Below are 15,899 nucleotides of genomic sequence, written 5' to 3'. Positions count from 1 at the left end.
AATTTCGTTTCAGACGAAGTGTAGCAGTAGTGTTAGTAGTAATTAGAGTTGCTTCTGTTTGAGACATCTATCATATTCTACACCTCCCGACCAGAATTAACTGACTCAAAAACTCTAACGTTATAGTTATGAGATTTTAGATAAACTTTGAAAAAGTAGCGATCGCTCATTCCTCTCCAGATAGATACTTGATATTAACCCCAGTCAAAAAGTAGTAAACATAATAAATGTAGATGGGCTTGAGGCATAGAAACCCAACATTTTTCAGCCACCCCAAGAAAACCAAATTGAGACATCCATCATATTCTACGCCTCCCGACCAGAATTGACTGACTCAAAAACTCTAACGTTATAGTTATGAGATTTTAGATAAACTCTGAAAAAGCAGCCTAACCTCATTCCTCTCCAGATAAATACTTGATATTAACCCCAGTCAAAAAGTAGCCTAACCTCATTCCTCTCCAGATAGATACTTGATATTAACCCCAGTCAAAAAGTAGTAAACATAATAAACGTAGATGGGCTTGAGGCATAGAAACCCAACATTTTTCAGCCACCCCAAGAAAACCAAATTGAGACATTCATCATATTCTACGCCTCCCGACCAGAATTGACTGACTCAAAAACTCTAACGTTATAGTTATGAGATTTTAGATAAACTCTGAAAAAGTAGCGATCGCTCATTCCTCTCCAGATAGATACTTGATATTAACCCCAGTCAAAAAGTAGTAAACATAATAAATGTAGATGGGCTTGAGGCATAGAAACCAAGCATTTTTCAGCCACCCCAAGAAAAACAAATTGAGACATTCATCATATTCTACGCTTCCCGACCAGAATTAACTGACTCAAAAACTCTAACGTTATAGTTATGAGATTTTAGATAAACTCTGAAAAAGTAGCGATCGCTCCTACCTGAGAAATTTCCCACATACATAGAGAAAAGCTCTCTATTAAGACATCAAGCTTAAAATAGAGTCATAGGTGGAAAATATATTTTTTTACCAAATAAATCTATTTTATAGCACATATTATAGTTTTTTGTCAAAGGGAAAGTTCAGGTCTATGTAACCCGACCCGGCAGTTATTCAAGTCCAAACACTTGATATAATTCTGCACCATTCCCATAGGCACCATAATCAACCCCTACGACTTGTACATCATTATCAAAGTTAAAGTTACCATCATGTTTGACTACAATTTTTCCTAGAACATCAAAATCATGGGCACCATTACCTCGTTCTCCGTCATTACCTTGGTCGCTGTAGATACCTAACTCTGCCTTATCTGACGTTTCACTCAAGAGCTTGACTTTAACCGTATGTCCTCGGACGATAATCTTATCATCCTCACCACCCTGTCCACTGAAATCCATAATTAAATCCTTTCCAATACCATCAACCCAATGATCATGGTAGTTATCATTTTCTCCGGCCACACCATTCATTCCCCAGTTGATGATTTCGTCGTCATCAGTGTGCTTCTCGACAATGTCTTTTGAGGCATTGATAAGAAGATTCCATTCAAACGTATCAGCACCGGAACCTCCTGTCAAAATATCCTTACTGGCGGTATTATATGGATTGATAAGTTCATTGGAAAAATCAAGCTTCTTAAGGTCGTCACCATCATCTACACCAGCTGGAATATTAGCGTTCTCACGAGGAATACTACTATCACTAATACTGATCAACCTATCATTACCATCACCTCCTGTGAGTTTATCATCCCCATACTGATCGGCAAGAGTATCAGATTCTGTATCGCCAAAAAGTTTGTCATCGTAGACTACATCTTCGGGAAGGTCGAGTACTCCTTCAGCATCGTAATCAGCTTCTGTAGGTATGTAATCACCAATAAGATGATCATCACCTTCTGAACCTTCTAACTTGTCTTTCCCCGCTTGGCCAATAAGATGATCATCACCTTGAAGACCTTGTATCTTATTTTTGCCAAGATTACCTTCAATTTCGTCATCTCCGTTAGTTCCGACAAAGTCAGATGTATTAGCTTCATCCAGTTTATTGGGAATATCATATTCCTCAATCATTGCATTACTGTCCAAGCCATAAGCTCCGTAATCTTCATTTTCTACAGTAACATCTGAATCAAAGTCAAACTTGCCTTTATAATGCACTTCAATTTTACCGAGAACATCTAGGTCATGAGCACCCCCACCTCGCTGTCCATCATTACCTTGATCACTGTAGAGACCAATAACAGCGATTTTAGATTGTTCATCATTCTCAAGGAGTCGCTTTTGTACTGTATGGCCGAAAACTTTAATTGAGTCTCCTTCCTTGGCATTAAAGTCAATAATTTTATCATGCCCAATGCCTTCCACCCAATGATCATGGTAGTTATCATTTTCTCCGGCGACACCATTCATTCCCCAGTTGGTAACTCCCTGGTCATTAGTGTGCTTCTCGACAATTTCTTTTGAAGCATTTATCAATAATTGGAAGGAAAATGTATCTGCCTCCTTTCCACCTTTCAATGTGTCATTAGCGCTAAGGTTGTCTGGATTAATATATGTATCAGAAAAATTAAGCCGAGCAAGGTCATCACCATCATCTACGTTGGCTGGTATAGTCTGATTTTCCTGGGGAATATTGGAGTCACTCATACTAATAATCAAATCATTCCCTTGACCACCTATTAAACCGTCACTCCCGAATTGGTCAATGAGAGTATCCTCACCAATATTCCCGAAAAGGTAGTCATTCATTGAGGTATGATTGACCGTTACCTTGCCATCTGCGTCAAAGTCAGTCTCGTCAGGTACGTTGTCGCCGAGCAGGATGTCTTGACCTTGTTTTCCATAGAGCCAGTCTTCTCCACCGGAGCCAGCGAGAATATCATCACGCTTTTTACCCTTCAGAACCTCAGCATCGTCGGATCCATTTATAAAACTCTCTTTCTTGTTGTGGCCAATAAGTTGGACTGCTTCCCCTTCAGCAGGGGGTTCGATTTGCGGAAAATTATCCATAATGTTTACCTCAAAAAAGTATATTCTTATACTATAATAATATTTTATACCCTAGTTTAGCAATAGAAAAATTACTTAATTTTAAGAGCAACAATTTTCAATACCTATACTCTTTAATTTAACGGTGTGTTGGCGGATATTAAAGGGTAATTATTTCATGAATGAACCAATATGAGACATTGAGAAGAATAACTTGGCTTAGCAGATAGGGAATGGGAGAGGAATTTAGAGGAACAATTAGTTCTCAATTTAATATCTGACTTCACCCAACATTTTTCAGCTATACCAATTCAAAAACTCCAACGTTATAGTTATTAGATTTTAGATAAACTTTGAAAAGGTAGCCTAACCTCATTCCTCTCCAGATGGATGCTTGATATTAACCCCAGTAAAAAAGTAGTAAATAGAGTAAACGTAGGTTGAGTTGAGCCATGGAAACCCCAAATTTTTCAGCAACCCTAAGAAAACCAAACTGAGACATCCATGATATTCTACGCCTCCGGAAAAGAATTGACTAACTCAAAAACTCCAACGTTATAGTTATTAGATTTTAGATAAACTCTGAAAAAGTAGCCTAACCTCATTCCTCTCCAGATGGATGCTTGATATTAACCCCAGTAAAAACCTAGGTGGGTTTGAGCCATGGAAACCCCTAATTTTTCAGTAACCCCAAGAAAACCAAACTGAGACATCCATCATATTCTACGCCTCCGGAAAAGAATTGACTAACTCAAAAACTCCAACGTTATAGTTATTAGATTTTAGATAAACTTTGAAAAAGTAGCCTAACCTCATTCCTCTCCAGATGGATGCTTGATATTAACCCCAGTAAAAACCTAGGTGGGTTTGAGCCATGGAAACCCCTAATTTTTCAGTAACCCCAAGAAAACCAAACTGAGACATCCATCATATTCTACGCCTCCGGAAAAGAATTGACTAACTCAAAAACTCCAACGTTATAGTTATTAGATTTTAGATAAACTTTGAAAAGGTAGCCTAACCTCATTCCTCTCTAGATGGATGCTTGATATTAACCCCAGTAAAAAAGTAGTAAATATAGTAAACGTAGGTTGAGTTGAGCCATGGAAACCCCAAATTTTTCAGCAACCCTAAGAAAACCAAACTGAGACATCCATCATATTCTACGCCTCCGGAAAAGAATTGACTAACTCAAAAACTCCAACGTTATAGTTATTAGATTTTAGATAAACTTTGAAAAGGTAGCCTAACCTCATTCCTCTCTAGATGGATGCTTGATATTAACCCCAGTAAAAACCTAGGTGGGTTTGAGCCATGGAAACCCCTAATTTTTCAGTAACCCCAAGAAAACCAAACTGAGACATCCATCATATTCTACGCCTCCGGAAAAGAATTGACTAACTCAAAAACTCCAACGTTATAGTTATTAGATTTTAGATAAACTTTGAAAAGGTAGCCTAACCTCATTCCTCTCTAGATGGATGCTTGATATTAACCCCAGTAAAAAAGTAGTAAATATAGTAAACGTAGGTTGAGTTGAGCCATGGAAACCCCAAATTTTTCAGCAACCCTAAGAAAACCAAACTGAGACATCCATCATATTCTACGCCTCCGGAAAAGAATTGACTAACTCAAAAACTCCAACGTTATAGTTATTAGATTTTAGATAAACTTTGAAAAGGTAGCCTAACCTCATTCCTCTCTAGATGGATGCTTGATATTAACCCCAGTAAAAACCTAGGTGGGTTTGAGCCATGGAAACCCCAAATTTTTCAGCAACCCTAAGAAAACCAAACTGAGACATCCATCATGTTCTACGCCTCCGGAAAAGAATTGACTAACTCAAAAACTCCAACGTTATAGTTATTAGATTTTAGATAAACTTTGAAAAGGTAGCCTAACCTCATTCCTCTCTAGATGGATGCTTGATATTAACCCCAGTAAAAAAGTAGTAAATATAGTAAACGTAGGTTGAGTTGAGCCATGGAAACCCCAAATTTTTCAGCAACCCTAAGAAAACCAAACTGAGACATCCATCATATTCTACGCCTCCGGAAAAGAATTGACTAACTCAAAAACTCCAACGTTATAGTTATTAGATTTTAGATAAACTTTGAAAAGGTAGCCTAACCTCATTCCTCTCTAGATGGATGCTTGATATTAACCCCAGTAAAAACCTAGGTGGGTTTGAGCCATGGAAACCCCAAATTTTTCAGCAACCCTAAGAAAACCAAACTGAGACATCCATCATGTTCTACGCTTCCGGAAAAGAATTGACTAACTCAAAAACTCCAACGTTATAGTTATTAGATTTTAGATAAACTCTGAAAAAGTAGCCTAACCTCATTCCTCTCCAGATGGATGCTTGATATTAACCCCAGTAAAAACCTAGGTGGGTTTGAGCCATGGAAACCCCTAATTTTTCAGTAACCCCAAGAAAACCAAACTGAGACATCCATCATATTCTACGCCTCCGGAAAAGAATTGACTAACTCAAAAACTCCAACGTTATAGTTATTAGATTTTAGATAAACTTTGAAAAGGTAGCCTAACCTCATTCCTCTCTAGATGGATGCTTGATATTAACCCCAGTAAAAAAGTAGTAAATATAGTAAACGTAGGTTGAGTTGAGCCATGGAAACCCCAAATTTTTCAGCAACCCTAAGAAAACCAAACTGAGACATCCATCATATTCTACGCCTCCGGAAAAGAATTGACTAACTCAAAAACTCCAACGTTATAGTTATTAGATTTTAGATAAACTTTGAAAAGGTAGCCTAACCTCATTCCTCTCTAGATGGATGCTTGATATTAACCCCAGTAAAAACCTAGGTGGGTTTGAGCCATGGAAACCCCAAATTTTTCAGTAACCCTAAGAAAACCAAACTGAGACATCCATCATATTCTACGCCTCCGGAAAAGAATTGACTAACTCAAAAACTCCAACGTTATAGTTATTAGATTTTAGATAAACTCTGAAAAGGTAGTCTAACCTCATTCCTCTCCAGATGGATGCTTGATATTAACCCCAGTAAAAAAGTAGTAAATATAGTAAACGTAGGTTGAGTTGAGCCATGGAAACCCAACATTCTATTTTTGAATTATTCAGCGTGTAGTTTTCACAATTCATCTGTTGAGAAAAATCTAGGGAATTTGAGAAAGAATTATTTCTAAAAATTTCACATCATTAATTAATTAATTAATTAAATTTCAGATAAAAACGTAACTTTTAATCTCATCTCTACTGCCAAGAATATATCCTGTGAAAACCGAGCCTTTTTTTGAGATATTTCTACATTTTTTTTGTGGGGCAAAAGATTTTTTTTCTTATATTATTTAATCTCCTATTTTTATTAAATTACCATTAGAATTAAATCAACAAAACAAAATACCATTAATTTGATTTTTAAAGACACGATTACCACATAAAATAATTTGTAAAAAAAGCTGTAGGAGTTTAGTATTTCAATCCCATTCGCCCTGATATATGAACACTAAACCCCTAGGATAAAATATTTAGATTACCTGATAATTTTTCGAGAATAATTTAACTTTTTAACCAATCATACCACTTATTCAAACCCTCTCCGGTAAAAGCAGAAACCTGAAAAATACGAATCTGAGGATTTACCTGCTTTGCATATTCAACACAGCGGTTTAAATCAAACTGTAAATAAGGCAATAAATCAATTTTTGTCAGAATCATTACCTGACTTTCTCGAAACATATAGGGATATTTAATCGGTTTATCTTCTCCTTCAGTAACTGATAGAATTGCCACCTTACAACTTTCTCCTAAATCAAATAAAGCAGGGCAAACTAAATTCCCCACATTTTCAATCATCAAAACTGAATTTAAAGGAGGATTTAATTCTGTATAACCTTTTTCTACCATTGCAGCTTCCAAGTGACAGCCTTTACCAGTATTAATTTGCACAACTTTACAACCAGTTTTGCGAATTTTTTCCGCATCATTAATAGTTTCTTGGTCACCCTCAATCACACTAAAAGTCAAATCAGATTTTAAATCATTAATTGTGCGAGATAATAAAGTTGTTTTGCCAGAACCAGGAGAACTAACTAAATTTAAAGCCAAAATATTTCGGCCTTTAAACCAACCTCTATTTTGGGCAGCTATCAGGTCATTTTTCTGTAAAATTTCTTTTTCTAAACTAATAGTATTTTTGTGGATTTTGGCATGATCTTCTGCCGTTTTATGATTATGATTTTTGGGAGTATAATTATCAGAATGAGTATGAGTAATGACAGTACCATCTGGGAGAGTATGGGTATGAGGATGATGGTTACTTATTGCTATTTTTTCTCCTGTTTGAGAGTTAGTAATAGTAGCTTCATTATTACCGGAACAACCACAAGTTACACACATAATTTTTCTCCATTTATTTAATTTTTAGTTTTTCAACCTTATTAAGGTTGAAATTTATTTGAGACTAAAATGTTGCCAAAGCGCTAATTTTTTTCCTTTTTATATTACGACTGGGACAATAACTATTATGTGTTAAGGATTAGAGGGTTAATATTGTCGTAAAAAGAGAAATAATTGGGTAAATAAGCGATAATAGAAATTATCATCTGCTTAAATCTGCTTGAAATTAAGCTTTAAAAGGTAAAAAATTTGATTAGATTTATTTTCAGTTGGAAAAAATTAACTGTCTAAACGAAAAGATAATTGTTTGACTTCATTAGAGGTAAATTCATAACTTTGAGAATCGGTATTAGGTTGGTTAATTAGTTAAAAGAAAATTTTGAAAAGTTCCAAAAATATTTGATAGAAAATACTATCTTTTTTCAGATTATTTATAGTTTAGCGATAGTATAAATGTTTTACTGTATAGTAAATATTTGTTTTATTATTTATTATTAGTAGTGTAGACTAAATAGTTGCAAATATAATCTAGGGAAAGATTAAAAAAATAGAATATTAAGATATGTAAATTTTTTTTTGATGTCAATTCAGTTGCTAATTGCTATTTTTGTATTTTTTTATAACTTTTGCTCTTTACCGATGTTTCTTGAGCATTCAGTTAAAAATTTTTCCCATATCATCTAGAACAACCACAGCTATTATGACCTATCGGCTTATCGTAAAAACATCTAAGGATATAGCCTATTAACTAATTGCGAGGAATATCTACAGTTTTTTTGACTAAGGATGTACATCCATATCGACTATCAACAACCACTATATTTTTTTTATTTATGATGTTAACTAATTTTCAGGCATTTTTATCAGATAATTTGGATTTAATTTCCGATTTTACCTTGATCTTTCCTTCAGAAAAGTTTGACAAGTATAAACAGGAAAAGTTATACTATTTTATCTAAAATTAATTATTCAGATCAATTAATAAAAGCATAGCTTTTTACTGACAATTTCCTGATATTGCTCAAAACTAAACTATCTCAAATTAGAATTTATGAAAGTTTGATAGTAGTGTTATAAAAGCAGTAATTTTTGTAGTTTTTTTTTAGATTAAAAAATATTTACTTATAAATATTACTACATATATAGGAGTAATAAATAGTGTCAATTTTATAATTTAAAATTTAAAGCCATGAAAAAAATTGATAATAATAGTAATTATAATTTAGGAATTTTTGTGATGAAAAAGAGTTTATTCATAGCTTCAATTTTAGCATCTCTGTTATTTATAGGTTGTACAGCAAATACTAGTAATAACAAGGAAAATTTAATTAAGATAGGTGTCACTATTTACAAATATGATGATAACTTTATGTCTTATGTACGTCGTTATATTGAATCAAGTGCTAATGCTAAAGCAAGATTATTTATTAATGATTCACAAAATAATCAAGCCAAGCAACTTGAGCAAATTGATACCATGATTGCTAAGGGAGTCAAAGCTTTAGCAATTAACTTAGTAGATCCTAAGTCAGCTATAACAGTAATAGCAAAAGCTAAAAAAGCAAATTTACCTGTGATTTTCTTCAATAAAGAGCCAGAATTAGAACTTTTAAATAGTTATGAAAAGAGTTGGTATGTAGGTACTAATTCTCAAGAATCTGGAATTATACAAGGTACAATAATTACTAATTTATGGAATAAAAATAAAGAACAATGGGATCTGAATCAAGATGGAAAAATTCAATATGTTTTATTAAAAGGTGAACCAGGACATCCAGATGCCGAAGCACGAACTAAATATGTTATTGATGAGGTTAAAAAGGCAGGTATTGAGGTAGAAAAATTAGCAATTGATACAGCTATGTGGGATGCTACAAAAGCTGCTAATAAAATGGATGTCTGGATATCTAAGTATGGTAATAAAATTGAGTTAGTAATTGCTAATAATGATGCTATGGCTTTAGGAGCTTTATCATCTTTAGAAAAAGCTGGATATTTTAAAGATAACAAATTAGTTCCAATAGTGGGAGTTGATGCTATACCTGAAGTGTTAATAAAAATTCGAGAAGGAAAAATTGTTGGTACTGTTTTAAATGATGCTAAGAATCAGGGTAAGGCTACATTTGATTTGGCTTTTAATGCTGCTTTAGGTAAAGATATTTTGGCAGATACTCAATGGAAATTAGATGTTAATAAAGCAGTCTTAGTTCCTTATGTTTCTATAACAAAAGATAATTTGGGTGTAGCAGAAGATGCTTATAATTAGACTTCTGTTCTAGGTAAAGTGTGGATTATTATCAGTAGTTACTTTACTAAAAAATTCACACAAGTTTAACTGCTTGTTTGTTTTAATTATCAGAATAAATTTACTTCAATTTCTGATAAATATTTATATAAACTTATCTCACTATTCTTGAATTCCTTAAATTTAGTTAATGGGCGAATAGTGGGATTACTAAAAATATTATTAGTGGAACATACTTGAGAAAAAAGAATAATATGGTTGGAGAAGAATTCAAGACGAAGTATGCTTTAGAAATGACTAATATCTCTAAAACTTTTTCTGGAGTACAAGCATTATCTGGAGCAATATTAAAAGTGAGACCTGGTACAGTACATTCATTAGTTGGTGAGAATGGTGCTGGAAAATCAACTTTAATGAAATGTTTGTTTGGTATTTATAAGTTGGATGCAGGTGAAATTTATTTGTCTGGAAAAAGGGTAAAAATTTTCAGCCCTCAACAAGCATTAAGGTATGGTGTTTCAATGGTTCACCAAGAACTTAATCAAGTCAGACAAATGAATATTATGGATAATATTTGGCTAGGAAGATATCCTATAAAGGGAATATTTATTGATACAATAAAGTGTTTTAAAGATACTAAAAATCTGTTTGAAAAACTTAGTATAGAACTTAACCCTAAACGAAATGTTAGTTCTTTGAGTATATCAGAAATGCAATTGGTAGAAATTGCTAAAGCAGTTTCTTCTAATTCTAAAATTATTGTCATGGATGAACCAACTTCATCTTTAACGGTAACAGAAGTAGAGCATTTATTTTCAATTATTAATCAATTAAAAAATCAAAATGTAGGAGTTATTTATATCTCTCATAAAATTGAGGAAGTTTTAAATATTTCTGATGAAATAACCATTATGAGAGATGGTTTTTGTATAGCAACTAAACCATCTCAAGATTTAACCAAATCTGAAATTATAGAGATGATGGTTAATAGAAAATTATCTAGTTTATTTCCTCATAAAACTTGTCAACTAGGTAAGGTTATTTTAGAAGTTAAAAATTTAACTGCTTATACTCAACCTTCGATTAAGGATATTAACTTTGAATTAAAAGCAGGAGAAATTTTAGGAATAGCTGGACTTGTAGGAGCAAAAAGAACAGATATTCTTGAGGGAATATTTGGCATCAGAAAAGTCAGTTCAGGAGAAATACTTTTAGAGGGTAAAAAAATTGATAATTCTAGAATTAATAAAGTGATTTCTCAGGGATTTGCTTTAGTAACTGAAGAGAGAAGAAGTACGGGTATTTTTGATAGTTTATCAGTAAGTTTTAATGCCACAATTGCTAATATTAATTATTATGTGAATAGCTGGGGTTTACTATCCGAAAAAAAAATTCGACAACACACTCAAGAAATAATTGATTCAATGGGAGTAAAAACACCTTCACAAAAAACTTTAATTGGGAAATTATCTGGTGGAAATCAACAAAAGGTAATAATTGGACGTTGGTTATTAACTAAACCAAAAATTTTGATGTTGGATGAGCCAACAAGAGGGATAGATGTGGGGGCTAAATATGAAATATATAAGTTAATAAATGATTTAGCTAATGAAGGTATGGGAATTATTATGGTATCTTCAGAAATGTCAGAATTATTGGGAGTTACTGATAGAATTTTAGTTATGAGTAACGGTAAAGTTGCAGGTATAGTTGAATCAAAAAAAATGACTCAAAACAATAGGATTCAAGAGGAAATTATGGGTTTATCTGGGTTGTATTTATAATGCTTGTCCTGGTATTAGAAAATATCATACTATAAGAGTTTTAGTAATTCTAAGTTTATTCATTTTCTAAATATACTAGTGCTTACTATTATAATTAGTATTCATAAATAATTTTTAAACTTTTAAAAATATATTTTTTTTTGACTTACTTATTTAAATTGAGAGAGATTTTGGTGTGAACAAAAAAACAATTATATTTAAATTTACCAATGATTAAACAAATTATAAACTTTGCTCTTAATAATGCTATCTACTTAGTGTTAATCCTATTGTTAATTGTTATAACTATAATTTCACCTGATTTTTTAACAGTTAATAATTTTCGTCTGATTTTAACTCAAGCTTCGACTCGAATTATTATTGCTTTGGGTGTTGGGGGAGTTTTAATTACTCAAGGTACTGATTTATCTGCAGGACGTATAGTAGGAGTAGGAGCAGTATTATCAGCTTCATTATTACAAGGAGCAGATTATCCTTACCGTATGTATCCAAATTTAATGGAATTACCTTTAATAATTCCGATGTTATTTACTCTGATAATTTGTGCTTTTTTTGGGTTCATTAATGGAGTGGTTGTAGGTATGTTTAAAGTACCTCCTTTTATTGCTACATTAGGAACAATGATTATAATTTATGGATTAAATTCTATTTATTTTGATCGCCCTCCTTTAGGAGCACAACCAGTTGGTGGATTAGCTGAAAATTTTACTACTTTTGTTCAAGGTGATTTGATTTTAGGTTCCTTTGAAATTCCATATTTAATTATCTATGCAGTCATAGTAATTGGAGTTATTTGGGTTTTATGGAATCAAACTATTTTGGGCAGAAATATGTATGCTATAGGAGGAAATATTGAAGCAGCAACTGTCTCTGGTGTTAGTGTTATTAAGTATTTATTAATTGTTTATACTTTAGCGGGTTTATTATACGGATTTGCTGGAATATTAGAAGCAGGTCGTGTTGGCAGTGCCACTAATAATACTGGTAATATGTATGAGTTAGATGCCATTGCTGCTTGTGTAGTGGGAGGAGTTTCTACTTCCGGAGGTATTGGTACTGTATCAGGAGTTGTCACAGGAGTCTTGATTTTCCAAATTATTAATTATGGTCTGGTATTTATTGAGTTAAGTCCTTATTTACAATTTATTGTTAAGGGATTAATTATTGTCAGTGCAGTGGCAATTGATATTAGAAAATATGTTAGACAAAGTTGACTTTTATTCAGAATTAGATAGTGGTAAAAAAGCAACGAATTATAAATTGACTTCGTGAAACGGAGGGTGAATTTTTTGAATGCTAGAAGTACTTACTAAAGTTAATCCCATAAATAATCCTAATATTATGTCTCTTTGAAAATTTTCCCACTGTGGGTATTCAAAAAAAATAATATTACTTCTACTTTATCTCAACCTTTGATAAGCTTTTTAGAGATTTTAAGTTATAAAGGGAAAACTATATTACACAATGTCAACTTTACTGAATAGGAAAAGTTGAAGTAGTTAAGTTTAAGTTAACTTCAATTCTTTTGATATTAAACAGATAATTCTTCTACTTCCATTTCCTTAATTTTAAGTTCTTGACCTTGAATAATATCAAGTTCAACACTATTACAAACATGACAAATGCCGAATGGTTGCTCTAGGGGAATTTCTGTTGCACATTGACGACATTTTCCTAAACCAGGAATTTTGATAATTTCTAAAGTTGCCCCTTCCAATACTGTACCTTGAGTGCAAACATCAAAACAAAATTCAATAGCATTGGGCATAATAGCAGATAGTTCACCTATTTCTAGGGTGACTCGTTTTATCAATCTATTGTTAGCATTTTCGGCAACTATGGCAACAATATTTTGAGTAATTCCTAATTCATGCATATTTGATAATGGGTGTTATATCCTGTGCTTTTAAATACCTACACTTTGGAGAAAGAAAGGCAGAAGGCAGAAGGGAAATAAAAGTTGAAAGTGAAAAGTTTTTTTTGATCAACCGTCAAAATTTTGAACCATTAAAGTCTAACTTTTGACTTTTAACTTCCCAAGTTTTAAACCATTAAAATCTAACTTTTGACTTTTAACTTTCTAAATTTTGACTTCCTAAATTTTGACTTTTGACTTCCGTGTTGCTCCTGCCTAACAAATTCTTGGCAGTTGTTCTCCTACCAACATATCCACAATGCGTTCGGTGCCGAATGTAGTTTGCAAGAACAAAATTCCGGGGGGAGAAGCAATAACTTCCCCCACAATAGCAGCATCAATACCCGCAGGATGAGATTTCATTGCTGCCAAAACAGCTTCCCCCTTTTCTCTGGGCACCACTGTCACTAACTTACCTTCATTGGCAAAATATAAAGGGTCGAGACCGAGAATTTCACAGACTCCCTGCACCTCTTCCCGCACTGGTAGAGAAGATTCAAAAAGTCGTATCCCTACCTCAGAACTCATGGCAAATTCATTTAATACTGTTGCTACACCGCCACGGGTAGCATCTCGCATCGCCCGTACTTCCAGACAAACATCAAGAATAATATCGACCAAACCATTTAAAGCTTGAGTATCGCTTTTGACTTCCGTTGCTAAGGCCAGGTCTCCACGGGCGACTGTAATAGCTGCTCCGTGGTCTCCAAGATAACCATTGACAATAACGGTATCCCCCGGTTGGATATTTTGGGCAGAAATAGAAATACCAGAGCGAACTACACCCACCCCCGCAGTATTGATAAATAATTTGTCTGCAGCGCCTTGAGGAACAACTTTTGTATCTCCTGTAACAATTTTTACTCCAGCGACATCTGCTGCAACTTTCATACTTTTTGCTATTTTTCGGAGGGAGTCAACTGGGAAACCTTCTTCAATAATCATTCCACAGGAGAGATATAAAGGTTTTGCGCCACTTACAGCTAGATCGTTAACGGTGCCGTTGACTGCTAGTTCACCAATATTACCTCCAGGAAAAAAGATGGGGTCAACTACATAGGAGTCGGTGGTAAAAGCAAGTCTGTCTCCTTGAGCGGTAAAGGTTGCCAGGTCAAATGTTGCTTGGTCTTCTAGTTGAGATAGAATAGGGTTGTCAAAATTGCTGACAAAAATATCTTCTATGAGGTCACGCATTGCTTTACCGCCGCTACCATAAGCGAGAGTAATGTTGGTGTCACGAACTTTTGTAGGGCGACGTCGCGCTCGTTCGATTTTTTTAAATAAAGAATGTTGTTTGGGTTCGTTGGATAGAGAGTTTGTCATATTAAATATCAGTTTAAATATCAATTTTATTAAGATTGCTAATTTTTAGATTTAGTTATCTATTTACGATAATATTTTTTTCAAATTTTCAACCTGACGTTTAATTTCTGAATCATTTTTCATTGTATTGAAAGAAGGATTGTATTTTTGTTACTTTGAAATCATTTTTTTATTCTCTGTATATAAACTTTAGTCTGTCATTATTTCCAATAATAAAGTTTAAACTTTTCTTGATATAATTTATGTTGTAGACGAGCAGAAATGCTTGATTCATTGAAAGATAGTATTGCTGTAAGTGCTTGTTCAGAATCGAATTTTTCTACTATAGATTTCTATATCCCTTCAGCATACCAAGCAACGCTATTTCCATTAGTTAAAAGTACTTCTACTAAACAATTAACATATTCACGGTTTACTTGAGGTGGAATCTTACCCATATTGCTAAAAAGTTTTTGGAGTTTTCGATCCAATAGAGGTTCATTGTAGAAATTATTTATTTCTCTATGAACTCTCAGTAAGTTTTTAATAGATGTCTGTATATTAGCCGAATGAAATTATCTGGTTCAATAGCTACTTATGGATGTTTAGCAAAATACCAACCCAAATAAGAACGATTTTTTTTGTTACTCCAATCTTCGGTACCTTGAGTTGTAAACTGAAGAGAAAATTTAGTACAAATGGTGGTATCTTGTAACTGTAAATATATTCCAATATTGGCAATAGCTAAAAATGGTAAATAAGTATAAAAGGAACCAAAAAAAATTAGTAGTTAAGAATCGTTTTTGTTGTTCATAAATTAAAATTTAACTGGGCTATTGTCTTTAGTAATAACATCACTAATATCGGTGCAATAAACTCTAAATATTCTGGTTAATGTCGAATTTTTTTTTGAATAATTCAATATTTATTGGTATTTTCGATGTAGACAATTTTTTTTCAATTATAATTTTTTCAATTATAATTTTTTAAATTTATTAACGGTCAAATTTTATCAGGCTTCATACCTCTTTTCCTGAGAATTTATGCTCATCTATCTACTCATTATTTTCCTGTTTAGCTGGTTCATATCCAGTTAATAAAATATTACTTAATTTATGACACTAGCCCAACCAATGATATTTTTTTTCTTCAAAAATATCATACTAATTATTAAACATAATCCTACTATAGTGGGCAAGAAACTCCAAATATTCTCGTTTATTCTAGAAAAATTTGGGGTGATTTTTTAATGTTTTTTAGTACTTGTAATGTAGGCATAAATTTTTAAATGATGATTA

General features: G+C 33.1%; 8 protein-coding genes. 3 read left to right on the top strand and 5 right to left on the bottom strand.

What is annotated here, in order from left to right; all coding sequences use genetic code 11:
• Positions 1 to 1,084 precede the first annotated feature (1,084 nt).
• The 3 genes from TERY_RS03800 to TERY_RS36130 all read right to left on the bottom strand — a co-directional run bounded on the left by TERY_RS03800 (position 1,085) and on the right by TERY_RS36130 (position 7,718).
• Complete coding sequence (locus tag TERY_RS03800; RefSeq protein ID WP_011610612.1) at positions 1,085 to 2,989, bottom strand: calcium-binding protein; 1,905 nt, start codon at positions 2,987 to 2,989, stop codon at positions 1,085 to 1,087.
• A 3,526-nt stretch (positions 2,990 to 6,515) separates the two neighbouring features.
• Positions 6,516 to 7,355, bottom strand: coding sequence for a hydrogenase nickel incorporation protein HypB (gene hypB, locus TERY_RS03795; RefSeq protein WP_011610611.1), 840 nt, complete (start codon positions 7,353 to 7,355; stop codon positions 6,516 to 6,518).
• 279 nt (positions 7,356 to 7,634) lie between these two features.
• A complete protein-coding gene (locus TERY_RS36130; protein WP_071820739.1) occupies positions 7,635 to 7,718 on the bottom strand; it encodes a DUF2887 domain-containing protein in 84 nt (27 codons plus the stop codon).
• Between the two features lie 826 nt (positions 7,719 to 8,544).
• Between TERY_RS36130 and mglB the strand changes: the two genes are divergently transcribed.
• From mglB to mglC, 3 genes are all read left to right on the top strand, one after another.
• On the top strand, positions 8,545 to 9,621 hold the full coding sequence (mglB, locus tag TERY_RS03790) for a galactose/glucose ABC transporter substrate-binding protein MglB (RefSeq protein WP_196797212.1): 1,077 nt from the start codon (positions 8,545 to 8,547) through the stop codon (positions 9,619 to 9,621).
• A gap of 233 nt (positions 9,622 to 9,854) precedes the next feature.
• Positions 9,855 to 11,384, top strand: a complete 1,530-nt coding sequence (locus TERY_RS03785; RefSeq protein ID WP_011610609.1) for an ATP-binding cassette domain-containing protein — start codon at positions 9,855 to 9,857, stop codon at positions 11,382 to 11,384.
• A gap of 209 nt (positions 11,385 to 11,593) precedes the next feature.
• On the top strand, positions 11,594 to 12,598 hold the full coding sequence (mglC, locus tag TERY_RS03780; RefSeq protein WP_011610608.1) for a galactose/methyl galactoside ABC transporter permease MglC: 1,005 nt from the start codon (positions 11,594 to 11,596) through the stop codon (positions 12,596 to 12,598).
• Positions 12,599 to 12,915: 317 nt separating this feature from the next.
• On the opposite strand, the gene hypA is transcribed toward mglC, so the two are convergent.
• Both hypA and hypE read right to left on the bottom strand, forming a co-directional pair.
• Positions 12,916 to 13,260, bottom strand: coding sequence for a hydrogenase maturation nickel metallochaperone HypA (hypA, locus tag TERY_RS03775; RefSeq protein WP_011610607.1), 345 nt, complete (start codon positions 13,258 to 13,260; stop codon positions 12,916 to 12,918).
• A gap of 255 nt (positions 13,261 to 13,515) precedes the next feature.
• Positions 13,516 to 14,622 carry a hydrogenase expression/formation protein HypE gene (hypE, locus tag TERY_RS03770; protein WP_011610606.1) on the bottom strand — a complete coding sequence of 369 codons (1,107 nt, stop codon included), beginning with the start codon at positions 14,620 to 14,622 and terminating at the stop codon, positions 13,516 to 13,518.
• Positions 14,623 to 15,899 lie beyond the last annotated feature (1,277 nt).

The organism is Trichodesmium erythraeum IMS101 (assembly GCF_000014265.1).
In the GTDB taxonomy this organism is placed as follows: domain Bacteria; phylum Cyanobacteriota; class Cyanobacteriia; order Cyanobacteriales; family Microcoleaceae; genus Trichodesmium; species Trichodesmium erythraeum.
The sequence above is the reverse complement of the archived record's forward strand: the minus strand, read 5'-3'. Positions and strand labels throughout refer to the sequence as shown.